The following is a 25,924-nucleotide window of genomic DNA, read 5'->3' as shown; positions in this document are numbered from 1 at the left end:
GCCGCAGGGTAGAAGTCCGGGCGACGGGTGACGGCGGGGTCGTGTTTTACCGGTGCCGCGTCTACGTTGAAGCTCCCGGGGCGAGTCTCGTGCCGGCGGCGCCCGGCACCGCGCTCGAGACCACTGGAACGCGGAGTTGCGCACACCCCACATGCACCACGCGAGACAGTCGGTCGGAGGCGCGGCACTCGACAGCCCAACGCGCCTGGGGTTTCCCCTGCGCGTCGCCGCCATCGACGTGGGATCGAACGCATTCCGGTTCATCGCGGCTGAATTTCACGCCCCGGACCGGTACGCCGAGTTGTCCGGCGAGCGCGTCCCCGTCCGGCTGGGACACTCCGCCTTCCTCACCGGCGAACTCTCCGCCGCGGCGATCGAGAAGACGGTCGAGGGTTTCTGTCGCTTCCGGCGGGAGATCGATCGTCTGGGCATCGACCACGTCCGGGCCGTCGCCACGAGCGCGGTTCGCGAGAGCCGCAACGGCGCCGATCTCGTGCGCCGCGTCGAGGATGAAGCCGGCATCACGATCCGCCTCATCTCCGGGACGGAGGAAGCGCGTCTCGTCTGGACCGCCGCGAGGTCGCGAATCGACTTCGGCGACGCGAAGTGGATGCTCGTCGACCTCGGCGGGGGCAGCGTCGAAGTCTCCCTCGCGGACCGGTCGGGGATCATGTGGAGCGAGTCGCACCGGATGGGATCGGTCCGACTCCTCAATGAACTGACCGGGGCCGACGACGCGCCCGCGCACTTCGCGAACCTCCTCGCGGAGTACGCGGCCTCTCTCCGCATCCCGCACGCGAGCAAGCACTGGACGCCGGTCGAACTGATCGCCACCGGCGGGAACATCGAGGCACTCGCCCGTCTGGCCGGCCGGAGCCGGAGCGACGGCGTGCCGGAGATCACGCGTGCCCAACTCGGTGCGGCGATCGAGGAGTTCTCGCGTCTCTCCTACAGCCAGCGCATAGGTCGCCTGGGCCTGCGCGAAGACCGCGCCGACGTCATCCTTCCCGCCGCCATCGTGTACGATCGCGTCGCCGAGCTGGCGGGTGCCGACCGGATTCTCGTTCCCGGGGTCGGGGTGAAGGAAGGGGCGCTCCTCGACCTCGTCGACGAACTGACGAGCGGCGCCGGCCTGGGGCGGCTCGAGCGGATCGTACACGAGGGCGCACTGACGCTGGGGCGGCGATACCTGTTCGACGAAGACCATGGGCGTCACGTGGCCTCCCTCGCCGTCTCCCTCTTCGACCAGCTCGCCGACCTGCATCGCCTCGATCCGCCCGACCGGCGGATCCTGCTCGCCGGGGCGCTGCTCCACGACATAGGACAGCACATCTCCTACGCTAGGCACCACAAGCATTCGCTCTACCTCATCCTGCACAGCGAGATCCCCGGCATCGCGCCGGATGAACTGCCGCTCGTCGCCCTCGTGGCCCGCTATCACCGTCGCGCCGAGCCGCGCGAGGGTCACTACCTGTACCGGGACATGACGGCGGCGGACCGCGCGCGCGTCGAGAAGCTCGCCGCCCTCCTCCGCATCGCCGACTCGCTCGACCGCGAGCACCTGCAACGTGTGCAAAGCGTCGAAGCCCGCCTTCACGAAGACCGTCTGGAACTGCGCCTGGAGCGGAACGGAAGCGTGCTCCTGGAGCAGTGGGCGCTCCGCAAGAAAGGGAAGCTGTTCGCCCGCCTCTTCGGCCTCGAACCCTACGTCACCTTCGACCTCGAGCGCAGTCTCCAGCCCAGCCCCCACTTCGCTCCGGGCAGCGATTCGGGCGATGAACCGCCGCAGGCCGTATAATTCAGGCCCCATTCACTGAACGGCGGCGGAGAGCCACATGGCATCGGAGTCGAACGGGGCGACGCGGCGCACGCGCGCGCTCCGCGTGGGACGGGGATCCGACGACGACGGCGTGCGTTCTCCCTCGTCGTCGTCCGAAGAGGCCCGGCCCGAAATCCCGTCCATCGGGCCGCGGTTCGGCCATCGCGTCCGGGGAGAACCGGTGCTCCCGCGCGCGACCGCCCAGGTCTCGGTCCCCGCCGATGCCACGCCGCGACATCCATCGCTCTATTTCAACCCCGAGTTGAGCTGGCTCGACTTCAACTGGCGGGTGCTCTATCAGGCCATGGACGATCGGACGCCGCTCCTGGAGCGCCTCCGGTTCCTCGCCATCGCCGAGAACAATCTCGACGAATTCGTCATGAAGCGGGTCGGCGGACTCAAGCGTGTGCTCGGCGCCGGTGTCGTCAAGCCGTCGCTCGACGGCCTGGACCCGGCCGAGCAACTGGATCTCGTGCGCGAGGGCGTCCGCACGATGCGCATACGCCTGGCGGCGGCGTGGGAAGAGGACCTCCGACCGCGGCTCGCCGAGGAACTCGGGATCGTCGTGCGGGATTTCGACCACCTGAACGACGCGGAGCGCGAGCATGTACGGCGCGTCTTCATGGATCGGATCTACCCCATCCTGACGCCACTGGCGGTCGATCCGGGTCACCCGTTCCCCTTCCTGTCGAACATGAGCCTCTCGCTCGCCCTCATGCTCGAGCACCCGGAACGTCGAACGCGTCACTTCGCCCGGGTGAAGATCCCGCCGTCCGTGCGCTGGATCGAGCTGCCCGAGACCAACCATCTCGTTCCCGTCAACGAGGTCATCCGCAGTTTCGCGGGAGATCTCTTCCGGGGAATGAAGATCGAGAGCGCGTCGCTCTTCCGCGTGACACGCAACGCGGATGTGGCGCGCGATGAGGAGGTGGCGGACGACCTGCTGAAGATGATCTCGGAAGAACTGCGCGAGAGGAGGTTCGCCCGCGTCGTCCGTCTCGAGGTCGAGCCGGAGATGCCCGACGACGTCCGGGCCTTCCTCGTGCGCCAGCTCGAACTGGACGAAGAAGACCTGTACGAGATTCCGGGCCTGCTCGAGATGTCGGGTTTCTGGCGGATCGCAGCCGAGGGTCCGTGGCAGCACCGCTACGAGCCGTGGGAGCCGATGATTCCGCCACGCCTGATCCGCGAGCGCGAGACCGAGGACGGCCCCGACATCTTCACCGTGATTCGCGCGGGCGATCTCATGGTTCACCACCCGTACGAGTCGTTCACGGCCACGGTGCAGCGGTTCATCGAGGAGGCCGCCTCGGATCCGGACGTGGTGGCGATCAAGCAGACGCTGTACCGGACGGCGGAGCAGTCGCGGATCATCGAGGCGCTCGTGAAGGCGGCCGAGGCCGGCAAGGCGGTGGCCGTGCTCGTGGAGGTGACGGCCCGCTTCGACGAGGCCGACAACATGGAGTGGGCCTCCGTCCTCGAGGAGGCCGGCGTCAACGTCACGTACGGCCTCGTGGGGCTCAAGACCCACGCCAAGGTGGCGCTCGTCGTGCGGGAGGAGGGGGACGAGATCCGGACGTACTGCCACATCGGCACCGGCAACTACAACTCCGAGACCGCCCAGATCTACGCGGACATCGGCATCCTCACCGCCCAGCGCGAAATCGGGCGCGACGCGATCAACCTCTTCCACTACCTCACGGGGTACGCCCCGCAGCAGCGGTACGAGGAACTCATCGTCGCGCCCAAATATCTCCGACCGGCCATCATGGATCGGATCGAGCGGGAGATTGCCCATGTCGAGGCCGGCCGGCCGGGCCGAATGATCATGAAGATGAACGGGCTCGACGATCCGAAGCTGATCCGCGCGCTCTACGCCGCCTCGCGCGCCGGCGTGGAGATCGATCTCATCGTCCGCGGCCAGTGCCGGCTGCGCCCCGGAATCTCCGGCTTCAGCGAGAACATCCGCGTGCGGAGCATCGTCGGCCGCTTCCTGGAGCACGACCGCATCTTCTGGTGGGAGAACGACGGAACGCCGGAGGTGTGGATCGGGAGCGCCGACTGGCGCCGCCGGAATCTCGACGACCGCGTGGAAGTGTTGCTGCCCGTGCGCGACAGGCGGATCACGAAACGCCTGCGCAAGACGCTGCGGATCGCGCTCCGCGACAACCAGCGGGCCTGGGAACTGCTGCCGAGTGGGGAGTACGTGCTGCTCGAACCCGGGCCGCGGCAACGGCGCGTCGACTACCACGACCGGATGTTGCGGGCGGTCCGGAAGCGCCGCCGCAAGGTGGACGGCAAGCAGTAGCCGGCCCCCGAACCATCCGGGGCTGGTGAGGGGCGGCTGGCTATGGCCGGTCCGCCCCGCCTTCCTGATGCCGGATCGTGATGCCCTGGACCATGTAGACCACGTCCTCGCCGATGTTCGTCGCGAGGTCCCCGATTCGCTCCAGGTTCCGGCCGATGAGGATGACCTGCAGGCATGCCGAGAGATTGTAGTCCGGCATGTGCGTGATCATCACCCGGAACAGGGAGTCCTGGAGCTGGTCCAGCCGATCGTCGCGCGCGATCACGGAGCGGGCGTCGTCCGCGTTGCGGTGCGCGAACGCGTCGAGCGCGTCCCGCAGCATCTCCCGCGCCATGCGGCTCATGTCGTCGAGTTCGGGCGGAATCGGGACCTTCTTCTCGGCCGTGGCGAGCCGCGCCGCCGCCTCCGCGATGTTCACGGCGTGGTCGCCGATCCGCTCGAGGTCGTTGTTGATCTTGAGTACCGTGACGAGGACGCGGAGGTCGCGCGCGACCGGGTGATGCAGCGCGAGGATCTCGACGGTCGACTCCTCGACTTCCACCTCGGCGCGGTCGATGGCGTCGTCGGCTTCCCGGATCGGCTCCGGGTCGACGGTGGGCCGCCCGACCAGCGCCACCGCCCGCCGCACCAGCTGTTCGGTGTCGTGCGCCATCTGGTGCAGACCGCGCGTGACCTCGTCCAGCCGGTCGTCGAACTGCCTGAAGGACATTCCGCTCCCGCCCCGGCCCGCTACCCGAGCCGGCCGGTGATGTAGGCCTCGGTCCGTTCGTCTTCGGGGTTGGTGAACAAGCGCTGGGTCTCCTTGTACTCGACTAGTTCGCCGATGTAGAGAAAGGCCGTGTAGTCGCTGATGCGCGCGGCCTGCTGCATATTATGGGTCACGATGACGATCGTGTAGTCCCGCCGCAGATCCCCGATAAGGTCTTCGATGCGCCCGGTCGCGATCGGGTCGAGCGCCCTCGCCGGCTCGTCCATGAGGAGGATCTCCGGCTCCACCGCCAGAGCCCTCGCGATGCACAGCCGCTGCCGCTGTCCCCCGGAGAGCGAGAGGGCGTCCGCATCCAGACGGTGACTCACCTCGTCCCACAGCGCGGCGGCGCGCAGCGACTGCTCCACCCGGTCGGCCATGTCGTCCTGGAAGCCGTTGATGCGCAGGCCGAACGCGATGTTCTCGAAGATGGATTTGGGGAACGGGTTCGGCTCCTGGAACACCATGCCGATCGAACGCCGAACGGCGGCGGGATCGACGCCCGGGGCATAGAGGTCCCGGTCCCGGAACAGGACGCGGCCGGAAACGTGAGCCGTCGGCACGAGGTCGGTCATGCGATTGAAGCAGCGCAGCAGCGTGCTCTTCCCGCAACCTGACGGTCCGATGAAGGATACCACCCGCTTCTCGGGGATCCGGAGCGAGATGTCGCGAATCGCCTGCGTCTCCCCGTAGCGGACGCCGAGCCCGATGGTTTCGAGCACCGCCCCCGACGGTACCGCCAGCGGCTCGCGTTCGGGTGAAGGTCGCTCCATCACGGACTCAGGAATCTCTCTCGTATCGGTTTCGAATCACGATCGCGGCCGCGTTCATCAGCAGCAGGACGCTCAACAGTACCACTATGGCCGCGGCAGCGAGCGCATGGAACGCCTCGCGCGGATCCGTCGTCCAGTTGAAGATCTGGATCGGGAGGACCGTGAAGGGGTCCATGGGCGAGATTGGATCGAACGCGATGAACGTCAGGGCCCCGACCATGATGAGCGGGGCCGTCTCGCCCCCTGCCCGCGACAACCCGAGGATCGTCCCGGTAAGGATCCCCGGCATCGCGGCGGGCAGCACATGATGCCGGATCGTCTGCCAGCGCGTGGCGCCCAGCGCGTAGGAGGCCGCGCGGAACGAGTCCGGGACGGCGCGGATCGCCTCCTGCGCCGCGATGATGACCAGGGGGAGGACGAGCAGCGACAACGTGGCGGCGCCGGCCAGGATGCTCCGCTCCAGCGCGAGGAAGCGCACGAACAGCGCCAGGCCGAGGATCCCGTACACGATGGAGGGCACGCCGGCCAGGTTCGCGATGTTCAGTTGCAGAAAGCGCGTGAACCGGTTCCGCGGCGCGTATTCCTCGAGATAGAGGGCTGCGCCGACCCCGAGCGGGAAGGTCAGCACGGCGACGAGCGCGAGCATCCACGCGCTCCCGAGGATGGCGGAACGGATCCCGGCGCGCTCCGGGAAGCGCGAGGGATAGCTGGCCACGAACTCCGGCGAGAGTACCGCGAGGCCGTCGGAGACGACGTCGACGAGGACGAGGACGAGCGACGCGACCCCGAACGCCACCGCGACCCGACACAACCACCTGAACCGGGCCCCGGTCCGTCTCCGGGCTTCGAGGCGCGGCTCGAACCGTCCCCCTCGGGGTGCGATCGAACTCAACGGTAGCTCGCCGCGAAGCGGGCGGTCACCCGCTGGCTCAGCAGGTTGAGACCCAGGGTGATGAGGAAGAGCAGGAGCGCCACCGCGAACAGGGTCCGGTATTCGATCGTCCCCGAGGGCGCGTCGCCGAGGCTCACCTGGACGATGTAGGCCGTCATGGTCTGGACGCTCTGGAGCAGATCCAGCGTCATCCTCGGCGTGGCGCCCGCGGCCATCGTCACGACCATCGTTTCCGCGATCGCGCGGGAGATCGCGAGGATGAAGCTCGCGACGATGCCCGAGAGCCCGGCCGGCACCACGATCCGCGTCGAAACCTCGAACCGGGTGGCCCCGAGCCCGTATGCGGCCTCGCGCAGCGAACGGGGAACCGCGCTCAGCGCGTCCTCGGACAGCGATGACACCATGGGGAGGATCATGATCCCGACCACGATGGCGGCGCTCCCCGCGTTGAAGACCCCGATGGCGGGGAAGAGGGCGCGGAGGATGGGGGTCACGAAGACGATGGCGAAGTAGCCGTAGACCACGGTCGGAATCCCGGCGAGGATTTCGAGCGCGGGCTTGACGATGCGCCTCGTCCGCCGGGACGCGTACTCGCTCAGGTAGATGGCCGTGGCGAGCCCGACGGGAAGCGCGATGAGCGACGCACCGCCCGCGATGAGCAGCGTCCCGTTCACGAGCGGGAGGATGCCGAACGATCTCGGCACCAGGTCGGGCGACCACCGCGTCCCGAACAGGAATTCCAGCGGAGAGACTTCGGCGAAGAAGCCCAGCGACTGGGTGATGAGCACGACGACGATCCCCACGGTCGTCAGGCTGGAGAGGGCGCCGCACGCGAACAGCAGCGCGCCGACCACCCGCTCCCTGCGCGCCTGGTGCCGGCGGGGGGCGAGCTGCGCGTTCGACGCCGGGCCCGTCGCGGGGCTCATCGGGCGTCGCGCCGCGTGCCGCTAGTCGATCCGGGCTCGCACTTCGGCATAGGCCTCCGGGGCAAGCGGGATGTGTCCCGTTTCCGGTATCAGGGCGGCCGCGCTGTCGATGTAGAAGCCGACGAAGGCCCTGACCTCCGGCCGTTCGAGTGCGTCACGACGGATGTAGATGTACATGGGACGAGCCAGCGGCGTATAGGTACCGTCCACGATCGTTCGCCGGGACGGTGCGACGCAACCGGCGCCTCCATCGACGTCGAGCGCCCGCAGCTGTTCCTGGTTCTCCTCGAAATACACGTAGCCGAAGTATCCGAGTGCCCCCGGATCGCCGCTCACGCCCGAAACCAGGACGTGGTCGTCCGCGCTGGCCGTATAGTCGTTGCGGCTCGCCCCCTCCTCACCCATGACGGCTGCGGTGAAGTAGTCGAAGGTGCCCGAGTCCGTGTCGGGTCCGTAGAGCTTCAGTTCGTGGTCCGGCCAATCGGGGCGGATCTGGCTCCAGCGCGCGAGCCCGGACCCCGGGGCCCACACGCGCCGGAGTTCTTCCACCGTCATGCAGCCGACCCAGTCGTTCGTCGGATGCACGACGACCGTGAGGCCATCCCATGCGATCTGCAGTTCGAGCGGCGTGATGCCCTCCCGCGCGCAGGCCGCCGCCTCGCTCGCGTTGATTCGCCGCGACGCGTTGCTGATCTCCGTCTCGCCGTTGCAGAACCGCTGGAATCCACCGCCCGTGCCGGAGACCCCGACCGAGACCCGCACCGCGCGACCGTGCGCGATCTGGAACTCCTCGGCCATCGCCTGGCTGATGGAGAACACGGTGCTGGATCCGTCGAGTTCGATGAGGCCGGACAGGCCGTCTCCGTCCCCGCCTCCCCGACAAGCCGGGGACGAAAGCGCCACGAGCATCGCGGCTCCCACTACCGCGGCCGCGCGCTCAGGCCGGGACACCGGCCGTCTCCTCGCCGCGGAACGGCGTCGCGACCGGCAGGGTGAACCAGATCGTCGTCCCGCGGCCGAGCGCGCTCTCGATCCCCACCGCGCCGCCGTGCGCCTCCACGAAGTGCTTCACGATGGCGAGTCCGAGTCCGGTCCCGCCGCGCGCCCGCGAGCGCGCCGGGTCGATCCTGTAGAAGCGCTCGAACACGCGCTCGACGTGCACCGCGGGGATTCCCGGTCCGCGGTCCGTGACTTCGATGCGCTGGAAGCGCTCGTTCGGCTGGATCCGTACCGTGATCACCGGGTCATCATCGCTGTAGCGCACCGCGTTGTCGAGGAGATTGCGGAGGACCTGGCGGATCGCGGCCGGGTCCACCCGGGCCGGTTCGCGCGTCCCGAGCACGCGCAGTTCCGCCCCGGGCGGCCGCACCTCCGGAGACAGCGTCTCCCACACCTCGGAGGCCGCCGCCCCCACCGAGACCGGCTCGGGTTCGGGACTCCAGCTCCCCGATTCGAGGAGGGAGAGGTCGAGGAGATCCTCCACCAGGTGCCGCATGCGGGTGGCGTTGGCGAGGATGCGTTCGGCGAAATCGCGGGAAGGCTCGGGGCCGAGCCCTCCCTCCGCGAGCGCCTCCGCGAATCCGACGACGCTCGTCAGCGGGGTCTTGAGTTCGTGTGACACGTTGGCGACGAAGTCGCGTCGCACCCCCTCGAGCCGGCGCATGACCGTGCGATCGCGGAGTGCGATGAGCGCCCCCGAGCGGTGGGACCGGGCCGACATGAGCACCGTATGCTCGCCGAGTTCGACCTCGGCGGCGGTTGGCTCCCCCCGCTGCGCCGCGCTCACCGCCTCGGCGATTCGGGGGGTCCGGAAGAGCGTGCCGATGCGAAGGCCCGGCGAGACGTCACGCCCCGCCCACCTTGCGAAGGCCGGGTTACAGAGGCTGACGAGTCCATCGGCATCGATGAGGGCGAGGCCGTCCTCGAGCCCATCGAAGAGGACGCGCAGGTCGCTCGACTCGCGTTCCGACGTAGAGACGCGGTCCCGCACCCGCTCCGCCATGCGATCGATCGCCCGGTCCAGGGGGCCGACCGGGCCTGACCCGATGTGCCCGATCGGCGGATCGATGGACGGAGTCGGGCCGCGCGCGGCGATGCGGTCCACCGCCGCGCGCGCCCGTCCAAGCTCCGCTTCGATCCTCCGCGCCACGAGCCAGGAGGCCGGCCACAACAGAAGGAGCATGACCCCCAGCACGGAGAATTCGAGCGCGAAGTCGGCCACGTCGAGCCGGAGCAGCAACGTCGCCGCGACGTACGCCACCACGAGCACGGCGGCGGCGACGAGGAAGAAGCGATTTGTGAGTCTCACCTTCCGTCCACCGATCACACGAGTTCAGCGGGCGGCACCCGCGTCCGGAGACGGCGGCCGACCCCCCGCTACCTGGCTCGGGCTACTTGTCGAGGGCCCGGAACCGGTAGCCGATCCCGCGAACCGTCTCGATCAGGTCGGCGGCGCCGCGCAGCTTGGTCCGCAGGCGAGCGACGTGCATGTCGACGGTTCGCGTCTCGATCGCCGCGTTGGTGTCCCACACGGCCTGGAGCAACTGCCGGCGACTCTGCACGCGGCCCCGGCGCTCGAGCAGGACTTCGAGCAGCCGGTACTCGAGCGGCGTGAGATCGACCTCGAAACCCTCCGAGAAAGCCCGATGCGCCTCGCGGTCGAGTTCGACCGGCCCCACCGAGATCCTCCGCGACGTGGACACCGGTTCCGCCTTCGAGCGCCGTAACAGCGCCTCGACCCGCAGCGTGAGTTCGCGCGCGCTGAACGGCTTCGTGATGTAATCGTCGGCGCCGACCTCGAACCCCTTGACGCGCTCCTCCTCTTCTCTCCGGGCCGTGAGCAGGATCACCGGAATCGATTCCGTACGATCGGCCTTACGGAGACGCTGCAGGACCTCGTATCCATCCATCCCCGGGAGCATGAGATCGAGGATGATGAGGTCGGGGTGCTCCGCCTGGGCCGTCGTCAACGCGCCCTGCCCGTTCACCGCCGTGGTCACGCGGTATCCTTCGCGGCTCAGGTGGTACACGAGGACGCTGAGGATATCCGGTTCGTCGTCCACGACGAGGATCTGTGCGTCCGGCATCGTCACCATCGGCTTCAGAACTCTCGCTTTCAAAGGAATCGTCCGCTCCGCACGGACCCGGTCCCCGGGAATCCTGAGTCACGCCTGCGGGCAGTATCGTAACACACTTGTAACCATCTCGTGAATGCGACCCCTCCGCGGATCTCCCACTGTGCCGAGGGGCGTCGCCGCCATCTCGCCGTCCTCCGTGACCATCGCATCCCGGACTCGTGACGGACCCGTGACGGTACATGTCCGGAGCCGTTACGGGTCACGCCTATTCTTCCCGCCGGCAGCAGGTCCTGGCGTTATCGGTATCCTCCGGAGGATCGAATCCCATGACCCTTTCAGGACAACAGGCCTTCCCGGGGGGGCGGCGGTTCCGGCCGGGCCCGGGCCTGGTCGCGCTCCCCCCGCTCCTTCTCCTGGCGTCCGCGATGTCGGTCTCCGCCCAGGCGGCCGGGGAGGTCGGCCGCGTTTCCGGCCGGATCGTGGACGCGGATACGGCCCGGCCCCTGAGCCTGGCGCAGATCTCGATCGCGGCGCTCAACACCGGCACCCTGAGCGATGTCGACGGCCGCTGGACGATGGAGTCACTGCCGCCGGGCACGTACGACGTCGTGGCGCGGCTCATCGGCTACACCGGGAATGCCCGACTTCCGTCCGGCCGCCGGTTCACCGCTGACGGACGGCTACGCCGAGCCGCCGGCGGGCGACGGCTTCTTCGAGGCGGTCGACTACATCGGCGCCTTCGCGCCGGGCATGCCGCAGTGGATCGAAGGCTGGACCACGTCGGACCAGGGCTGTCTGCTGCCGATCCTTTCCGGATCCTGCGTGGATGCTTCGTCTGGCGGAGGACAGAGACTGCCCGGATCCGCCGCTTCCCTGGCGGAACTGGCGACCACGGTCCTCGCCGGGCTGGCCGCGGCGGACACACTCGGACTCGCGTCCGTCCGTCTCACCGAGGTCGACCACAACGAGATGGTGTGGCCCGAACTCCCGGCTTCCACCCTGGACGTGAACTACCCGGTGGACCTCGCGTGGAAGAACATCCGGACGCGCAACCGCGCCGCCCTCTCCGACCTGTTCGGCGTGTACGAGGACCGGAGGCTGAGCTTCGTCGACGCGGAGTGCCGCGGACCCGTGGAGGCGTTCGAGAGCTTCATCGTGCACACCGACTGCTGGGTCACCCTCCGGCGCGACGGCGAACTGCTTCCGCCGCAGCAACTCTTCGAGGACGTCCTCGACTGGGACGGCGAGCTGAAGGTCTTCCGCTACTACGAACCCTGAGCTGCCGCGGCCGGATCCATCCCGGCGGCACGCGAGGTCAGTAGTCCACGGGCCGCAGATACCACTCGCCGATCGCCGTCGGGGAGAGCATGGCGACCGTGGGCAGGTGGCGCTTCCAGTGCGTGCCCGCGAGTCGTCCCGCCACGATCTCCACCTTCTCCCGCTCGAATCCCGCCTCGACCAACTCCGCTGGACCGCGTCCCGAGATCAGGTGGTGCAGGATGAGGTCCGCCTCGGGGTAGGTGATCCCCAGATCCTGTTCATCCGTCTGTCCCCGGATGAGGTCGGCCGTGGCCGGCTTGTCCACGACCTCGGCGGGTACCCCCACCGCCCGCGCGAGCGCCCACACCTGGCCCTTGAACAGGTCCCCGAGCGGATTCACCGGAGGAGAATCGTCCGCATGCCACGTGTAGTAGCCGAGGAGCCGCTCCGACTTGTTCCCGGTGCCGACCGGGAGGGCGGAGAGTTTGAAGGCCTGGTCGAAGAGGACGATCATTCGCTGGCGCGCCGCGACGTTCCCCCGCCGGTGGCTCCCCGCCTCGGGCTCGAAATCCTCGAGGTATCCGTCGACCGCCTTCGTGATTTCGACCGTGTGCGTGGGGATCCCGAACTTCCGGGCCACGAGGAGCGCATCCTCGCGGCTGCGGGGGCTCGAGGTGCGGTAGGGGAGGAGGAGGGCGAGTACCGCCTCCGGGCCGAGCGCTTCCGCGCACAGCGCCGCCGTGAGGGCGGAATCCACGCCCCCCGACAACCCGATGACGACCCGGCGAAAGCCGCGGCGGCGCTCGATCTCGTGGCGCAGGAACTCGACCAGCCAGCCGCGCACGAGGTCGACGTCGATGTCGAGTGCCCGCGAGTCGGCGGGGTCCGGCGCGAGGGCCTCGGGGACGGCGGCCGATGGCCACCCCTCGCTCATTCGGCGTCGGCGGCGGGCCGGCGGACGCCCGCGCCCGGACTGTTGACGAGGAGGCGGGTCCAGGACCGTTCGAGGTCCGCGAACAACGGCTCCTCGGTGCGCGCCCGCGCCATCTCTGTGAAATCGATCCGCACCGGGATCAGCGCCTCTTCCCACAGCGGCCCCGCGACCAGCCGGTGTCCGCGAGGGTCGTAGGCCGCGGAGCCGCCCGGGAACCCTTTGCCGCCCTCGAAGCCGACGAGCTGCGACACGATGACGAACACCCCGTGCTCCGCCGCGATGCCGCTCGCCAGTGTGTCCCAGCGCACGAGGTTGGCGGGCACGCCGGCCCCGGGCGCGACTCCGCGGGCGGGCGAGGCGCTAAGGATGAGGATCATCGCGGCCCCATCGAGGGCGGCGAGCGTCCCGGAGATCGAATGAAACCCATCCTCGCAGATCAACAGGGCGGTGCGGCCCAGCGGCCCGTCGAACGCCTCGACACCGGGGCCTGCCTCCACGAACCGTTCCTCCTGGAACACTCCGTACGTCGGCAGGAACACCTTCCGGTGGACGTGCCGGATCCCGCCCCCGGGGCCGAGAGTCGCATACATGGCCGCGTTGTAGATGCACCCCGCGTCCAGTTCGAAGAAGCCGATCGCGATGTCGAGGCCGGCCGCTTCCTCGCCGACGCGAGCGTTGATTCTCGCGAGGAGGTCCGGGGCCGGCAGCGCGTGCTCGCGGACGCCGCCCTCGAGGAAGTACCCGCTGAGCGCCGTCTCGGGGAACACGACGAGGCGGGGCCGCGGGTCCAGGCTCAGGGCGCGCTCGATCATCCCGGCGCAACCATCGAGTGTCGCGTCGAGATCCCCCTTCACCGGCCTGGACTGCGCGATCGCGATGTCGAGTGCCATCCGTCCCCGCGGTGGTTCATCGAGTTCGAGTGCGGGTGGAGGCGCCGACCGCCCCCGCCGCCGTCGCGGGGAACGTCCCCGAACCTCGGGGCGGTGTCAACGGCGCCGGGGCGGGGGCGCGTGTTGCCTCCCGCGGCTCCTGCCCGTATCCCTCGGCATGCCCGAGACCCTGAGTCCGATCGCGGCGGCGTACGCCCTCCTGCTCCTGATCGGCATGCCCGCCCTGGCCGCGCTCGACGCCCGGCGGGGCGCCAACCTCGCCGAAGCGGCGAAGCATCGCCGTCTGCTCTACGTGTCGGTGGGCGCTTCGCTCGTCATCCTGGCCCTGCTGACCCTCGGCGTCGCGGCGTGGCAGGACGTCCCGGCGTCGGCGCTCGGCTGGACGGTCGACGACCCGGGCGCGGCCGCGCTCCGGGGACTCGCGGTCGCGGTCCTCGGTCTGGCGCTCGTGTGGTTGATCACGGCGGTCGCGCGCCTGGCCGGCCTGCGGGAGACGGCGGCGGTGACCCTGCTCATGCCGCGGACCGCCGCCGAGAAGCGGGGCTTCCTCATGCTCTCGGGGATCGCCGCGGCGTGTGAGGAGTACGCCTATCGGGGATTCGGCCTGTGGGCGATCACGGCGTGGACGGGGAACGCCTGGCTGGCGGCCGCGGTCGTGTCCGTGTCCTTCGGTCTCGGCCACGGATACCAGCGGCTGGCCGGCGTCCTCCGGGCGACGACCCTCGGCATGGTGCTCGCCGCGACCGTCATCTGGACGGGGAGCCTGTTTCCGGCCATCGTCGGGCATTTCTGGATCAATGCGGCGCTCGGGCTGGGCGGCTGGCAGTATCTCCACGCGGAGTTCGATCCCGTCGATATCGACGACAACCCGGGAAATGACGAGGAGCGGCGATGATAGGGAGACTTTGGACAGGAACGCTGGTGGCGTTGGGTTGCGCACTTCCGGTGGGCGCGGCGGCACAGGAGGCGCCCCCGGTCGACATCGGCGGCCTGCTGCGCGTCGGCGTGCTCACGCACGCGGACTCGACGGATGGACCGGACGGTTTCCGTCTCTGGGAGGCCCGGCTCAAGGTCAGCGGGAAGATCGGGATCGTCTTCGACTACTATTTTCAGACTCGCTACGACCCGGAAGACGACGCGTTCGAGATCCACGACGCGATCGCGACGCTGCCCCTGATGCCCGAATTCGAACTGAGCCTCGGCCTGCTCCGTCCCTCGTTCGGCTTCGAGGCGACCCAGCACCGCGCCGAACTCACCTTCCTCGACCGTTCGCAGGCTTCGACGGCGATCGGCCCCGGCCGGCAGGTCGGCCTGCAGGGCGCCGGGAGCGCGTTCGACGGCCGCCTGACCTACGGGGCGGGCATCTTCAACGGGAACGGCCGCGCCGTCGTGAACGACGACGACGACTACATGTTCACGAGCCGGGTCCAGTTCAACTCGATCGGCACGATCTCCTTCTACGATGATTTCGTCGTGCAGGCGGGTGCCTCGCTCGGCTACTCCTCCGATACCGCGGCGCCCCTCGGGCGGGGCATCGTTACCGGAGACCCGTCCGACGCGCCCCGGATCACCTCTGACTTCGCGGGGGAGCGCGTGTTCTGGAGCGCGGACTTCCAGGCCACCTATCGGGGGTGGGGGCTGACGGGGGAATACCTTCGGGCCGACTACGAACTCGCGCCCGGTCTGGGAGAGGGCGCGGCGGACACCGAGGCGTACGGCGGCTACGTGCAACTCGGCTATCGGGCCTGGGGAGCCCTCGAAGGCGTCGTGCGCTACGACGCCTTCCAGCCTGCCCTCGGTGCCGACCGGGAGTTCATGGTGTTCGGAATGAACGTGTATCCGGGATACTACGCGAGGTTCGGGCTCCAGTACGCGACCGCGCTCGGGGGCTCGCCCGACGCGGCCACGCTGGCGGACGGGCGGTTCAGCTTCCTCGCACAGGTCGCTTTCTGACCGGCGCACGCGCGCCGGAACACGGACGGCCGCCCGCCGGAGTGGGCCGAAGGCGGGTAGACGCCTTGCGGCGCCGCTTCGGCCGGTCGAAGGTGGGAAGCACGGTGCGGGAGTCGCCGGAGCCAAGGAAACAGAAAGGCTGTTCTTCAGCGATGACGCGTTCGACGCAGGCACGGAGCAGACGCGCCTTCGACCCGGTTCGGCTCGGCCCATGGGGGCTGCTCGGCCTGCTGGGGCTGGGAGGCGTGTCGTGTGCCGCGCCGTCCATTGACGAGTCCTGGGCCGACCACGACCCGAGCAATGCCGAGCGGCTCGACCACAGCGACTGGCAGGCGCTGCTCGACGCCTACCTGATCACCGACGACCCGTCCGGCGTCAATCTCGTCGACTACTCCAGGCTCAAGGCGAACCCCGCCGACCAGCAACGTCTCGCCGGCTACATCGACTACCTGCGGGGGCTGGACCCGCGACAGTACGCGAGGGACGTGCAGATGGCGTACTGGATCAATCTCTACAACGCCGTGACCCTGCGCGTGGTCCTGGACGAGTATCCCGTCGAATCCATCAAGGACATCCACGAAGGTCTGATTCCCAACACGGGGCCGTGGGGTGACGTCCACGCGATGGTGGCCGGGCAGCCGCTTACGCTGGACAACATCGAGCACGACATTCTGCGCCGCATCTGGCAGGACAACCGGATCCACTACGGCGTGAACTGCGCCAGCATCAGCTGTCCGAATCTGGCCCCGGAGGCCTACACCGCCGAGAACCTGGAGCGGCTGCTGGATCAGGGGGCGCGAGACTACGTGAATCATCCCCGGGGCGCGGAACTCCTGGACGAAGCGTTCGGCGTCGTCTCCAGCATCTACTACTGGTACCACGAGGACTTCGGGAACTCCGATGCCGGCGTGCTGGAGCATCTGCGGAAGTACGCCGAGGGCGACCTGGCGGAGCAGCTACGGGACTTCGACGGCGCGCTCGACCACGAGTACGACTGGAATCTGAACGCGCCGCGCACTCCGTGACCTGCGAAGACGCTCCGTTGAGGATGTCGGATTCGTAGGCATGGGGTCCGATCCGGACCCGCTGCGGCGCTTCATACCCCCTACTTCATACCCCCTAGGGGAATCGAACCCCTGTCTCCTGGCTGAGAACCAGGTATCCTTGGCCACTAGACGAAGGGGGCGGAGTTGGGAAGCGGTATTCTAGTCGCCGTGGAGGGCGTGTCAAGATGATCAGGTGTCGAACGGCGGGCGGGACCTCGGGTCGGGCGCCATGAGCTGGGAACACTTCCATCTCGTCTCCCACTCCTTCCCCATCGTCCTCACGGCGAGTGGGGCGCTGGTCGGGCTGTATGGGTGGGTGCGCGACCGCGAGCCGCTCGAATTCTGGGGCCTCGTGGCGCTCGTCATCGCCGGCGCGTTCGTGGCCCCGGCCTACCTGACCGGCCTCGCCGCGGCGGATGTCGTGACCGAGCGCACCTTCGTGAGCCCCGGGATCGTGCAGACGCACCGTTTCTGGGCCACCTGGGCCGCCGTGCCGGCCTTTACGGCCGGCGCCCTCGCCGCCTTCGCCCTCCACGAGCGCGACGACCGCCGGCTGCGGCATTTCGTGCTGCTCGTGGGGGTATTCGCTACGTGCATGATCGGCGTCGCCGCCTGGCAGGGCTCGAAGATCGTCCACGGCCCCGAGGACTCAGACCCGACGGCAGCCAGGCTTGTGGATCCAGCCTTCGCTGAAGGAGCAAGCTAATGAGTGGACGCACGGAAATCGTCCTGACTGCGCTCGTTGCGCTGACGCTGGTCGCCCTGTCCGCTGTTGCGGCTTGGGAGGAGGGCGGCGAGGGTCTCGTGTGGACCCTGCTGGCGGCCGTGTTTGCCTGTGCAGCCCTCGGGATTGGGGCGTTGGCGTGGGCGGGCTGGGGCCGTTGGCTGCTCGGGCGAACGGGGGCGCCTGAACCGTCCCGCGCGTGGTGGCGCCTGTGGTTTGTCCCCTGGGCGTTCTGGGCCGCCAGCTTCGTCACCCGCAACGTCATCGATGTGTTTGACGAGGTGCTTCACGGGTCCGGGGGTGCGCTCGCCCTCCTGCCGTTGGTGCCCTCCGTGGCGGTCGGCTTCCTCGCCGCGCTAGCCGCCTTCGTCCTGGTTCTGGTCTTCGCGTTTCGCGAGATCGGACACCACCTCGGGAAGCGAAAGGCCGGGTAGAAGTCTAGTGGGCGGCGGACTCGACCAGCACCACGAGGCCGTAGAAGACGAACGCCGCGGCGAGCATGGCCGCGGTCTGCAGGACGCGCTCCTTGAAGGGCATCTTCGCGAGGTGGCCGAACATCAGCGCCACGACCACGGTGCAGATCAGCAGGATCCCCAGAATCATCATCTCGATTTCATCATCCCGTATGACGGTTTCATGGCAGGCGGCCGGGTGGCCTCCGCCGACGACGGACGGGCCACAAAGTCGGGTGGAAGCGCGGCTCGGGCAATCCGTCCGTCATCCACCGAAAGGGTCGCTAGCGGGCGCGGAGGGCGACTTCCGGCGCCCGTAGAGACGTGAGGCCCGGGAACGCGACCGGGAAGGCGCGTGCGACCGCCTCGCCCGCCTCCTCGAGCGTGAGGGGGGCGCCCTCCGACGCGAGGCTCGTCATCTCGACCCCGCGGATGCCGCACGCCACGATCCCGCGGAAGTTCTCGAGCGGCTCGGGCGTGACGTTGAGCGCGAACCCGTGCCAGGTGATCCAGCGGCTCGCGTGCACCCCGATCGAGGCCACCTTGCGGATCGCACCCTCGCGGAGGAGAGGGTCGGCGTGCCCCGAGACGACCGTGCCGAAGCCGTCATCCTCGACCATGACCACGGCTCCGGCGGGCGCGGTGCCCGTCCACACCCCCGTGTAGGACTCGACCCGGAAGCCGGGCAGCCCGCACTCCGCGAGCACGCGCAGCAGCACCTCCTCGATGCGCCGCAGATACCAGTGCAGGTCCATTCGGTGTGCGCGGAGGTCGAGGATCGGGTAGCCCACCAACTGGCCGGGGCCGTGATAGGTCACGTCGCCGCCCCGCTCGATCTCGACCACGTCGAGGCCGCGGTTCTTCAGCCACGCCGCGTCCGCCGGGAGGTGGCCGGGCTCCGACCCCCGCCCGAGCGTGATCACGGGGAAATGCTCGACGAGGAGCAGGAGGTCGTGGTCCGGCGGAGTGGCGCGCCGCCAGCGCGCGACGGCGCGCTGCAACTCGAGGACTTCCCGGTATTCGCGGCGGCCGAGGTCGACCACCCGCAGTTCGCGCCCCCCGCTCACAGGACTTTCCACCGGATTCTCCGGCTGCCTACATGTGGATCGCGCGGCCCAGGGCGGCGAAGGCGGCCTCCATCACGGCCTCCGCCATGCTGGGGTGCGCGTGCGCGTGCGAGACGATCTCGTCCAGGGTGGCCTCGAGTTCGCGCGCCATGCCCACCTCCGCCACGAGTTCGCTCACGTTGTGCCCGATCATGTGGACGCCCAGCACCTCGCCGTACTTCGCGTCCGCCACGATCTTCACGAAGCCGTCGGCGGATTCGGCGGTGAGCGCGCGCCCGTGCGCCCCGAGCGGATATTTGCCCGTCACCACCTCGTGCCCCGCCTCCTCCGCCTGCGCCCGGGACATGCCGATCGAGGCCACTTCGGGGTGGCAGTACCCGACGGAGGGGATGTTGCCGTACGTCACGGGGTGTTTGGCCACGCCCGCGATGTGCTCGGCGGCGATGATGCCCTCGTGCGATCCGACGTGCGCGAGCATGGGCTGCCCCGCGACGTCACCGATCGCGTAGACCCCCTCCGCGCTCGTCCGGCACCATTCGTCGATCCCGATGAAGCCGTCCTCGAGCGCGACCCCGTTCTCCTCGAGACCGAGGTGGTCCGTCACGGGCCGCCGTCCCACGGCCATCAGGACGAGGTCGGTCTCCCCGGCGGTCTCGCTGCCGTCCGGGTTCACGACCGTAAGCACCATCGGGCTCGCGTCGCGGTCCAGTTGCTTCACCCGCGTGTTCACGAGGTTGCGGATGCCCCGCTTCCGGAACGAGCGCTCGAGCGTCTTGCCGATCTCCGGGTCCTCGAGCGGGACCAGCGTGTCGAGCGCCTCGATGAGCGTGACTTCGACCCCGAAGGCGTTGAACACGTCGGCGAATTCGACCCCCACGAAGCCGGCCCCGACGATGGCCATCCGCCCCGGCAACTCCTTGAGTCCGAGCGCTTCGCGGCTCCCGATCACCCTCTCGCCGTCGAGTTCGAAGCCGGGGAAAGTCTTCATCACGGAACCCGTCGCGAGGATGACGTTCCGGGTCGCGAGTTCCCGGTCGCCGCTGTCCGAATCCACGGCGACCCGGCCGGGCCCCGCCAGCCGCCCGCGGCCCTCCACGATGTCGACCTTGTTCTTTCCGAGCAGGTACTTCACGCCGGCGGTGAGCTTCCGCGTGATGATGCGGCTCCGCTTCACGGCCGCCGGGAAGTCGTATTCCACCTGGATGGGCTTCACGCCCATGCGGGCGCCGCGGTGCTGGAGGTTGTGCGCGAGCGCCGCGCTCTCGAGCAAGGCCTTGGCGGGGATGCAGCCCCAGTTGAGGCAGGTGCCGCCGAGCCCGCCCTCGTACGAGCCGCTCTCGACGCAGGCGGTCCTGAGTCCGAGCTGGGCGGCCCGGATCGCGGACACGTAGCCCGCCGGACCGGCCCCGATCACGACAACGTCGTAGGTCTCCGACATTCTATTCCCTGACTGGAGCCGCTAGAGCAGCATTTCGAGGGGGTTTTCGAGCATCGCCTTGAAGGTGCCGAGGAACGCCGCGCCCGTGGCCCCGTCGATGACGCGATGATCGCACGACATCGTGACGCGCATGCGCTTGCGCACGACGACCTCGCCATCCGCGACGACCGGCTTCTCGATCGTTTGCCCGATGGCGAGGATGGCGGCTTCCGGCGGGTTGATGATCGCCGTGAACTGGTCGATCTCGAACATGCCGAGGTTGCTGACCGAGAACGTGCCGCCCTGGTATTCCTCAGGGGCGAGCTTCCGCCCGCCCGCCCTCGCGATGAGGTCCCGCGCCTCGGTCGAGATCCGCCGCAGCCCCTTGCGGCCCGCATCCCGCAGGACCGGGGTGATGAGGCCGCCGTCGATGGCGACCGCGATCCCGAGGTGCACGGCTCCGTGATGACGGATCGCGTTCTCCTCCCAGGAGGCGTTCACCGCCGGATGACGGTTGAGCGCCTCCGCGGTCGCCTTCAGGAGGAGGTCGTTGACCCCGATCCTGCCCTCGGCGAAGCGGGCGTTGAGGTCCGCGCGCAGTTCCAGCGCCCGTCCCATGTCGACCTCGGTCGTGAGGAAGAAGTGGGGCACGGGGCCGATCGACCGGGCGAGGCGGCGCGCGATCGCCTTGCGCATCTGGCTCGGCTCCTCGACCCGATCCTCGAGGTGCGGGAGGGGCGGCGGCGGTGGGGTGAGCGGCGGGAGGACCGGCGTCGGCCCGCGGGGCGGTGCGGCGGCGGTGCGGGAGGCCAGCGCGGCCTCGACGTCGGCCTTGACGATGCGGCCGCCCGGGCCGGAGCCGGTCAGGCCGGCCAGGGCGATCCCGCCCTCCGCGGCCATGCGACGCGCCACGGGCGAGGCCTTGATGCGGCCCCCGGCCGCGCGCGTTGCCGCGCCCGCGCCCGCCCCGTCGGGCTCGTAGGCCGTCCGGGCTTCCGTCGCCCCGACCGGCTCCTCGGCTACGGCTGGCTCGGGCGGCGCGGCTTCGGCCGTCCGCGCGGCCGCCGCCTCGGCCAGCAGCGCGTCGATCGACTCGTCCGGCGCCGCGATCACGCCGATCAGCGCGCCGACGGGCACCGTGGCGCCCGCCCGCACGACGATCTTCCGCAGCACGCCGCCCCCGAGCGCCTCGACGTCCATGTTCGCCTTGTCGGTCTCGATCTCCGCGACGATGTCGCCCTGCGAGACGGTGTCGCCCTCGGCGACCTTCCACTCGATGAGCTTGCCCTCCTCCATCGTCGGGCTCAGCTGCGCCATCACGACCTTCGTCGCCATCGGGGCCCCTGGGCTGCTAGCTCGCGTAACACACGTGGCGCACCGCTTCCGCCACATGCTCCGCGTTGGGAATCACCAGCTTCTCGAGGTTCTTCGCGTACGGCATCGGGACGTCCAGCCCGTTCACGCGCGCGATCGGAGCGTCGAGCGAATCGAACGCCTCGCGCTGAATGTCGTCCACGACCTGCGCGCCGATGTTGCACATCGGCCACCCCTCCTCCGCCACCACGGCCCGGTTCGTCTTCTTCACCGAGGCCACGATCGCGTCCACATCGAGCGGGCGGACCGTGCGCAGATCGAGCACCTCGGCGTCGATGTCCTCCTTCTCCAGCGCCAGCGCCGCCGCCAGCGACTGATGCACCATCTTCGAATGGCACACGATGGTCACGTCGGACCCCTCTCGCTTCACCTCCGCCTTCCCGATCGGGGTCAGGTATTCCTCTTCCGGCACCTCGTCCCGCACGAGGTTGTACATCATCTCGCTCTCGATGAAGACGACCGGATCGTTATCGCGGATCGCGCTCTTGAGGAGCCCCTTCGCGTCCCGCGCCGTGGCGGGTGCGACCACCTTCAGCCCCGGCACGTAGCTGTACCAGGGTTCGGGCGACTGTGAATGCTGCGCCCCGAGCTGCAGCGCGGCGCCGCCCGGCCCCCGGAAGACGATGGGCACGTTGTACTGCCCACCCGACATCTGGTACGTCTTCGCCGCCGAGTTCACGACCTCGTCCACCGCCAGGAGGGCGAAGTTCCATGTCATGAACTCGACCACCGGGCGAAGGCCGGCCATCGCCGCGCCCACGCCGAGTCCCGCGAACCCCAGCTCCGCGATCGGCGCGTCGCGCACGCGCCATTCCCCGAACTCGTCGAGCAGGCCCCTGGTGACCTTGTAGGCGCCGTCGTACTCGCCCACCTCCTCGCCGATGATGAAGATCGAGTCGTCGCGCGCCATCTCCTCGCGGAGGGCTTCGTTCAGCGCTTCGCGGTAGGTGCGGATGGCCATCAGCGGAGCTCCTTCCGCCACGCGTCGCGCCGCCGCACGTCGTCCGGATACCCGTCCGAGTACACGTAGCGATAGGTCGCCTCGGGATCGGGGAAGGGGCTCCGGTCCGCGAACCCCGCGGCCTCCTCCGCGACCTCGATCGCCTCGCGGTCCAGCGTCTCGTACTCCTCCTCCGTGAGCCTGTCCGCCTCGATCAGCCGGCGCGAAAAGGAGAGGATGGGATCGTCCGACCGCCACTTCTCCACTTCCTCGCGCGTCCGGTACGTGCCGTGGGTCGGGTCCGCCATCGAGTGGCCCATGTACCGGAAGCAGCGGGCCTCGATGAAGCTCGGCGTCTTCTCCTCCCGTGCTCGTTCGATCGCTTCCTCCACCGCCCGTCGCATCGCGAGCAAGTCCATGCCGTCCACGGCGAGGGTGGTGAGTCCGGCGTATCCCCGCCCGCGGTCCTTGAGTTCCTTCACCGCCGTCACGCGCCGGAAGTCGGTGCCCATCCCGTACTGGTTGTTCTCGAGGAGGAAGATGACGGGGAGCTTCCAGCGCGCGGCCATGTTCACCGACTCGTGAAAGGCCCCGATGTTGACGACGGAATCGCCGAAGAAACAGAGACACACCTGGTCTCCTCCGCGGTAGCGGATGGCGTAGCCGGCCCCGATCGCGAGCGGCAAATGGCTGCCGACGATGCCGTGTCCGCCCATGAAGTTGAGCGAGGCGTCGAACATGTGCATCGAGCCGCCCAGGCCCCTGGAGCACCCGTCCGCGCGCCCGTAGAGCTCGGCCATGACCGCGTTCGGCGTAATTCCGCGGACGATCGCCTGGGCGTGTTCGCGATAGGCCGTGATCATGTAGTCGTCCGGGCGCAGTGGCGAGATCGCCCCCACGGCGACGGCTTCCTGTCCCGTGTAGAGATGACAGAAGCCGCCGATCTTCCCGGTCTGGTAGACCTCCGCCGCCTTCTCCTCGAAGCGCCGCGCAACGATCATCTGCCGCAGGAGTTCGACGCACTCTTCCCGCGAGAGCCCGAGAAAGGCTTCGAGGTCCTGTCGCGGCCCGGCGCCTGTCCCGTCCGATACCGCGGCCACGGACGGGCCGGAACTCGACGCGGGGCTCATCCGGCCGCCGCCAGCGCCGCGACCCGCTGCCGCAGTTCGAGCACCTGTTCGCGGGCGTGGTAGCTGGAGCGGACGAGCGGTCCGCTCTCGACGTGAAGGAAGCCGCGCGACTCGCCGATCTCCTTCCAGCGCACGAATTCCTCCGGCGTCACGTAGCGGTCGAATCGGGAGATGGTCCGGCGACGGCCGAAGGTACTGACCCAGCGTCAGGATCTGTACGCCCGCCTCCAGCGCATCTCCCATGAACTCGTCGATATCCGCGCCGGTCTCGCCCAGCCCCAGCATGATGCCGGTCTTGATGAGCACCTGGTCGTCCAGCTCGCCGACCCGTCCGCAGCACCGTTCGAGCAGAACGGTCATAGCGGCCGCCCTGGCCTGCGCGACGCGGTGCAGTCGGCGCACCGTCTCCATGTTGTGGTTGAAGATCTCCGGCCCGGCATCGATCACCGTACGGATCGCCTCCGGGTTGCCCCGGAAATCCGGCGTCAGCACCTCGATCGAGCACTCGCGGCCGCCGAAGACGGATCTCCCGGATCATTTCCCCAAAAATCCAGGCGCCCCCGTCCGGCAGATCGTCCCGGTCGACGGATGTGATGACGCAGTGGTTGAGCTGCAGCCGCTCGATGGCCTCCGCGACCCGCCGTGGCTCATCCTCGTCCAGCCCTTCCGGACGGCCGTGGGCGATCGCGCAGTAGGGGCAGTTGCGGGTGCATACGTCGCCCATGATGAGGAACGTGGCGGTGCCCGCTTCCCAACATTCCCCGATGTTGGGGCAGTGTGCTTCCTCGCAGACGGAGCTGAGTTCCAGACCGCGCATCAGCTCCTTGAGGCGCATGATAGTTGGGCCCTCCGGGCGCCCGCACCTTGAGCCATCGCGGCTTCCGCGAAGGCCAGGCGATCCGGCCGTCCTCGCTCCCTCCCTGTATGACCTCGAGTGGCTTCAAGCTGCCGCCCTCTCGCTCTTCGATTCCCACGCCCGCACAGACGGGCGCTTCAGGCCGATTACACGTCGCTCACACGTCCGCGGAGCGTCTCACGCACGGAACCTCAAAAGATACCGGCTCTCGCGCGGTGGACCAACCCGCCGAAGGCCCATCCGCCCCCCCTGTCGCGGCCGGATTGCTCACCCCACACCCCCCGGGTATCTTCCCGCGCATGACCTACATCATTACTGAACCGTGCATCACCACGAAGGACGCGTCGTGCGTCGATGTGTGCCCCGTCGACTGCATCTACGAGGGTGAGGACCAGTATCTACATCCACCCCGAAGAGTGCATCGACTGCGGAGCCTGCGTCCCCGAATGTCCGGTCGAAGCGATCTTCCCGGACGACGAGGTGCCGGAGCAGTACGACGCATTCACCGAGAAGAACTTCGCCCACTTCGACGTTCCCTTCCCCGGATGAGGCCGGTGTGCAGCACCGATCCCGGGGCCGGACTCTGACGGAGCCGCATGAAGGGATCCAAAACCGGGTTCGCCGCGGCCGCGCTCCCGGCCCTGGTCTCATGCCTGCTCTCTCCCCGGCCGCAGCTGGCTCAGGTCCACGGGCACGGAGCCCAGGCGCAACGAGCATGATGCCGCCACGCCGGAGACGGGGGAGGTGAGACCCCCGAGGCCGGACCTCCCCGGCTTCCGCGGGAGAACCCTCTCATCGATGTGCGACTGCGGGAGGGGGGACGCGAGGCGGAGATCGTGATCGGTCCGGTCGCGCTCCCTGCCGCCGGTCCGCACCTGCGGCCTCAGGTCCAGCTCGCGGAGCTGCCGCTGGCCGGCTGGCTGCACGGCTTCTCGTGGGACATGCGGGACCGCAACGGCAACCCGCTCCCGGACCGCCTGCTCCATCACGTGAACGTCATCGACCCCGACAATCGCGAGCTCTTCTCGTCCGTCCCGCGGCGCGTGCTCGCGGCCGGGCGCGAGACGAAGAGCGTGCGCCTGCCGAGCGTGCTCGGGATCCCCGTCGCCTCGGGCGCCCGGGTGCTGGTGAGCGCGATGTCGCCCCGCTGCCGGACCGGTCGTTCGAGGAAGCGTACCTGCACGTCGTGCTCCGCTATCGACCGGCCGATGAACCCGGCCTGCTCGGTCCCTGGGCGGTGTACCCGTTCTACCTCGACGTGATGGGACCGGTGGGCGAGAAGGAGTTTCCGCTCCCGCCCGGCCACCCACGGGATGAGTTGGGAAGGCAGCCCTGCCG

General features: G+C 69.0%; 24 protein-coding genes, 1 tRNA gene and 3 pseudogenes. 11 read left to right on the top strand and 17 right to left on the bottom strand.

Annotated elements, in window-relative coordinates; genetic code table 11:
- Window positions 1–151: 151 nt before the first annotated feature.
- Together ACOQPP_RS12000 and ppk1 are read left to right on the top strand one after the other, a co-directional pair.
- A complete protein-coding gene (locus tag ACOQPP_RS12000) occupies window positions 152–1,798 on the top strand; it encodes an HD domain-containing protein (RefSeq protein WP_419164867.1) in 1,647 nt (548 codons plus the stop codon).
- Between the two features lie 37 nt (window positions 1,799–1,835).
- Window positions 1,836–4,127 (top strand): polyphosphate kinase 1, encoded by a 2,292-nt coding sequence (ppk1, locus tag ACOQPP_RS11995; RefSeq protein WP_419164868.1) that lies wholly within the window; start codon window positions 1,836–1,838, stop codon window positions 4,125–4,127.
- A gap of 40 nt (window positions 4,128–4,167) precedes the next feature.
- Here ppk1 and phoU read toward each other — a convergent pair whose 3' ends face one another.
- The 7 genes from phoU to ACOQPP_RS11960 form a co-directional block, all read right to left on the bottom strand.
- Window positions 4,168–4,836: a phosphate signaling complex protein PhoU gene (gene phoU, locus ACOQPP_RS11990; protein WP_419164869.1), complete on the bottom strand. Its 669-nt coding sequence runs from the start codon at window positions 4,834–4,836 to the stop codon at window positions 4,168–4,170.
- A 20-nt stretch (window positions 4,837–4,856) separates the two neighbouring features.
- Window positions 4,857–5,648, bottom strand: a complete 792-nt coding sequence (gene pstB, locus ACOQPP_RS11985) for a phosphate ABC transporter ATP-binding protein PstB (RefSeq protein WP_419164870.1) — start codon at window positions 5,646–5,648, stop codon at window positions 4,857–4,859.
- Window positions 5,649–5,655: 7 nt separating this feature from the next.
- Window positions 5,656–6,540, bottom strand: coding sequence for a phosphate ABC transporter permease PstA (gene pstA / locus ACOQPP_RS11980; RefSeq protein WP_419164871.1), 885 nt, complete (start codon window positions 6,538–6,540; stop codon window positions 5,656–5,658).
- The gene (gene pstC, locus ACOQPP_RS11975) at window positions 6,537–7,466 is read right to left on the bottom strand and encodes a phosphate ABC transporter permease subunit PstC (protein WP_419164872.1); all 930 of its coding nucleotides are present in this window, start codon (window positions 7,464–7,466) and stop codon (window positions 6,537–6,539) included. The genes pstA and pstC overlap by 4 nt, the downstream gene beginning before the upstream one ends.
- 21 nt (window positions 7,467–7,487) lie before the next feature.
- The gene (locus ACOQPP_RS11970; RefSeq protein ID WP_419164873.1) at window positions 7,488–8,417 is read right to left on the bottom strand and encodes a PstS family phosphate ABC transporter substrate-binding protein; all 930 of its coding nucleotides are present in this window, start codon (window positions 8,415–8,417) and stop codon (window positions 7,488–7,490) included.
- The gene (locus ACOQPP_RS11965; RefSeq protein ID WP_419164874.1) at window positions 8,404–9,774 is read right to left on the bottom strand and encodes a sensor histidine kinase; all 1,371 of its coding nucleotides are present in this window, start codon (window positions 9,772–9,774) and stop codon (window positions 8,404–8,406) included. The genes ACOQPP_RS11970 and ACOQPP_RS11965 overlap by 14 nt, the downstream gene beginning before the upstream one ends.
- A gap of 82 nt (window positions 9,775–9,856) precedes the next feature.
- Entirely contained in the window at window positions 9,857–10,585 is a 729-nt protein-coding gene (locus tag ACOQPP_RS11960) for a response regulator (RefSeq protein WP_419164875.1), read from the bottom strand.
- Window positions 10,586–10,782: 197 nt separating this feature from the next.
- Here ACOQPP_RS11960 and ACOQPP_RS11955 point away from each other — a divergent pair.
- Both ACOQPP_RS11955 and ACOQPP_RS11950 read left to right on the top strand, forming a co-directional pair.
- A pseudogene (locus tag ACOQPP_RS11955) lies at window positions 10,783–11,163 on the top strand (carboxypeptidase regulatory-like domain-containing protein); the annotation flags it as partial.
- A gap of 16 nt (window positions 11,164–11,179) precedes the next feature.
- Complete coding sequence (locus ACOQPP_RS11950) at window positions 11,180–11,821, top strand: hypothetical protein (protein ID WP_420636589.1); 642 nt, start codon at window positions 11,180–11,182, stop codon at window positions 11,819–11,821.
- Window positions 11,822–11,858: 37 nt separating this feature from the next.
- On the opposite strand, the gene ACOQPP_RS11945 is transcribed toward ACOQPP_RS11950, so the two are convergent.
- Complete coding sequence (locus ACOQPP_RS11945; protein ID WP_419164877.1) at window positions 11,859–12,737, bottom strand: NAD+ synthase; 879 nt, start codon at window positions 12,735–12,737, stop codon at window positions 11,859–11,861.
- A complete protein-coding gene (locus ACOQPP_RS11940; protein ID WP_419164878.1) occupies window positions 12,734–13,627 on the bottom strand; it encodes a nitrilase-related carbon-nitrogen hydrolase in 894 nt (297 codons plus the stop codon). Before ACOQPP_RS11940 ends, ACOQPP_RS11945 begins: the two co-directional genes overlap by 4 nt.
- Window positions 13,628–13,784: 157 nt before the next feature.
- On the opposite strand from ACOQPP_RS11940, the gene ACOQPP_RS11935 reads away from it, so the two are divergent.
- From ACOQPP_RS11935 to ACOQPP_RS11925, 3 genes are all read left to right on the top strand, one after another.
- Window positions 13,785–14,522, top strand: coding sequence for a CPBP family intramembrane glutamic endopeptidase (locus ACOQPP_RS11935; RefSeq protein ID WP_420636588.1), 738 nt, complete (start codon window positions 13,785–13,787; stop codon window positions 14,520–14,522).
- Window positions 14,519–15,580 carry a porin gene (locus tag ACOQPP_RS11930; protein ID WP_419164013.1) on the top strand — a complete coding sequence of 354 codons (1,062 nt, stop codon included), beginning with the start codon at window positions 14,519–14,521 and terminating at the stop codon, window positions 15,578–15,580. The genes ACOQPP_RS11935 and ACOQPP_RS11930 overlap by 4 nt, the downstream gene beginning before the upstream one ends.
- A 152-nt stretch (window positions 15,581–15,732) precedes the next feature.
- A complete protein-coding gene (locus tag ACOQPP_RS11925; RefSeq protein ID WP_420636587.1) occupies window positions 15,733–16,605 on the top strand; it encodes a DUF547 domain-containing protein in 873 nt (290 codons plus the stop codon).
- Window positions 16,606–16,693: 88 nt separating this feature from the next.
- Here ACOQPP_RS11925 and ACOQPP_RS11920 read toward each other — a convergent pair.
- A tRNA-Glu gene (locus ACOQPP_RS11920) sits at window positions 16,694–16,766 on the bottom strand.
- Window positions 16,767–16,819: 53 nt separating this feature from the next.
- Here ACOQPP_RS11920 and ACOQPP_RS11915 point away from each other — a divergent pair.
- A complete protein-coding gene (locus ACOQPP_RS11915; RefSeq protein ID WP_419164881.1) occupies window positions 16,820–17,332 on the top strand; it encodes a hypothetical protein in 513 nt (170 codons plus the stop codon).
- Entirely contained in the window at window positions 17,332–17,784 is a 453-nt protein-coding gene (locus ACOQPP_RS11910; protein ID WP_420636586.1) for a hypothetical protein, read from the top strand. Before ACOQPP_RS11915 ends, ACOQPP_RS11910 begins: the two co-directional genes overlap by 1 nt.
- A 4-nt stretch (window positions 17,785–17,788) precedes the next feature.
- Here the strand turns inward: ACOQPP_RS11910 and ACOQPP_RS11905 are convergent, their stop codons facing one another.
- From ACOQPP_RS11905 to ACOQPP_RS11875, 7 genes and pseudogenes are all read right to left on the bottom strand, one after another.
- Window positions 17,789–17,956, bottom strand: a complete 168-nt coding sequence (locus ACOQPP_RS11905; RefSeq protein ID WP_419164009.1) for a hypothetical protein — start codon at window positions 17,954–17,956, stop codon at window positions 17,789–17,791.
- Between the two features lie 130 nt (window positions 17,957–18,086).
- Window positions 18,087–18,881: a lipoyl(octanoyl) transferase LipB gene (lipB, locus tag ACOQPP_RS11900; protein ID WP_419164882.1), complete on the bottom strand. Its 795-nt coding sequence runs from the start codon at window positions 18,879–18,881 to the stop codon at window positions 18,087–18,089.
- Window positions 18,882–18,897: 16 nt separating this feature from the next.
- Window positions 18,898–20,307 carry a dihydrolipoyl dehydrogenase gene (lpdA, locus tag ACOQPP_RS11895; protein WP_419164007.1) on the bottom strand — a complete coding sequence of 470 codons (1,410 nt, stop codon included), beginning with the start codon at window positions 20,305–20,307 and terminating at the stop codon, window positions 18,898–18,900.
- 21 nt (window positions 20,308–20,328) lie between these two features.
- A complete protein-coding gene (locus tag ACOQPP_RS11890; RefSeq protein WP_420636585.1) occupies window positions 20,329–21,621 on the bottom strand; it encodes a dihydrolipoamide acetyltransferase family protein in 1,293 nt (430 codons plus the stop codon).
- A gap of 16 nt (window positions 21,622–21,637) precedes the next feature.
- On the bottom strand, window positions 21,638–22,621 hold the full coding sequence (locus ACOQPP_RS11885; RefSeq protein ID WP_419164005.1) for a pyruvate dehydrogenase complex E1 component subunit beta: 984 nt from the start codon (window positions 22,619–22,621) through the stop codon (window positions 21,638–21,640).
- Window positions 22,621–24,222 (bottom strand): pyruvate dehydrogenase (acetyl-transferring) E1 component subunit alpha, encoded by a 1,602-nt coding sequence (pdhA, locus tag ACOQPP_RS11880; RefSeq protein WP_420636584.1) that lies wholly within the window; start codon window positions 24,220–24,222, stop codon window positions 22,621–22,623. Before pdhA ends, ACOQPP_RS11885 begins: the two co-directional genes overlap by 1 nt.
- 94 nt (window positions 24,223–24,316) lie before the next feature.
- Window positions 24,317–24,454, bottom strand: a pseudogene (locus ACOQPP_RS11875) (lipoyl synthase); the annotation flags it as partial.
- Between the two features lie 431 nt (window positions 24,455–24,885).
- On the opposite strand from ACOQPP_RS11875, the pseudogene ACOQPP_RS11870 reads away from it, so the two are divergent.
- Window positions 24,886–25,135, top strand: a pseudogene (locus ACOQPP_RS11870) (indolepyruvate ferredoxin oxidoreductase subunit alpha).
- A gap of 251 nt (window positions 25,136–25,386) precedes the next feature.
- Entirely contained in the window at window positions 25,387–25,848 is a 462-nt protein-coding gene (locus ACOQPP_RS11865) for a hypothetical protein (protein ID WP_420636583.1), read from the top strand.
- Window positions 25,849–25,924 lie beyond the last annotated feature (76 nt).

It is taken from the genome of Candidatus Palauibacter sp. (assembly GCF_965222475.1).
Taxonomy (GTDB): domain Bacteria; phylum Gemmatimonadota; class Gemmatimonadetes; order Palauibacterales; family Palauibacteraceae; genus Palauibacter.
The sequence above is the reverse complement of the archived record's forward strand: the minus strand, read 5'-3'. Positions and strand labels throughout refer to the sequence as shown.

Coding starts and splice junctions, on each gene's coding strand:
- ACOQPP_RS11905 (WP_419164009.1), bottom strand. CDS start 17,956: ATGATGATTCTGGGGATCCTGCTGATCTGCACCGTGGTCGTGGCGCTG.
- ACOQPP_RS11940 (WP_419164878.1), bottom strand. CDS start 13,627: ATGGCACTCGACATCGCGATCGCGCAGTCCAGGCCGGTGAAGGGGGAT.
- ACOQPP_RS12000 (WP_419164867.1), top strand. CDS start 152: ATGCACCACGCGAGACAGTCGGTCGGAGGCGCGGCACTCGACAGCCCA.
- ACOQPP_RS11950 (WP_420636589.1), top strand. CDS start 11,180: ATGCCCGACTTCCGTCCGGCCGCCGGTTCACCGCTGACGGACGGCTAC.
- lpdA (WP_419164007.1), bottom strand. CDS start 20,307: ATGTCGGAGACCTACGACGTTGTCGTGATCGGGGCCGGTCCGGCGGGC.
- ACOQPP_RS11885 (WP_419164005.1), bottom strand. CDS start 22,621: ATGGCCATCCGCACCTACCGCGAAGCGCTGAACGAAGCCCTCCGCGAG.
- ACOQPP_RS11935 (WP_420636588.1), top strand. CDS start 13,785: ATGCCCGAGACCCTGAGTCCGATCGCGGCGGCGTACGCCCTCCTGCTC.
- ACOQPP_RS11945 (WP_419164877.1), bottom strand. CDS start 12,737: ATGAGCGAGGGGTGGCCATCGGCCGCCGTCCCCGAGGCCCTCGCGCCG.
- phoU (WP_419164869.1), bottom strand. CDS start 4,836: ATGTCCTTCAGGCAGTTCGACGACCGGCTGGACGAGGTCACGCGCGGT.
- ACOQPP_RS11910 (WP_420636586.1), top strand. CDS start 17,332: ATGAGTGGACGCACGGAAATCGTCCTGACTGCGCTCGTTGCGCTGACG.
- pstC (WP_419164872.1), bottom strand. CDS start 7,466: ATGAGCCCCGCGACGGGCCCGGCGTCGAACGCGCAGCTCGCCCCCCGC.
- pstB (WP_419164870.1), bottom strand. CDS start 5,648: ATGGAGCGACCTTCACCCGAACGCGAGCCGCTGGCGGTACCGTCGGGG.
- ACOQPP_RS11890 (WP_420636585.1), bottom strand. CDS start 21,621: ATGGCGACGAAGGTCGTGATGGCGCAGCTGAGCCCGACGATGGAGGAG.
- ACOQPP_RS11930 (WP_419164013.1), top strand. CDS start 14,519: ATGATAGGGAGACTTTGGACAGGAACGCTGGTGGCGTTGGGTTGCGCA.
- ppk1 (WP_419164868.1), top strand. CDS start 1,836: ATGGCATCGGAGTCGAACGGGGCGACGCGGCGCACGCGCGCGCTCCGC.
- ACOQPP_RS11925 (WP_420636587.1), top strand. CDS start 15,733: ATGACGCGTTCGACGCAGGCACGGAGCAGACGCGCCTTCGACCCGGTT.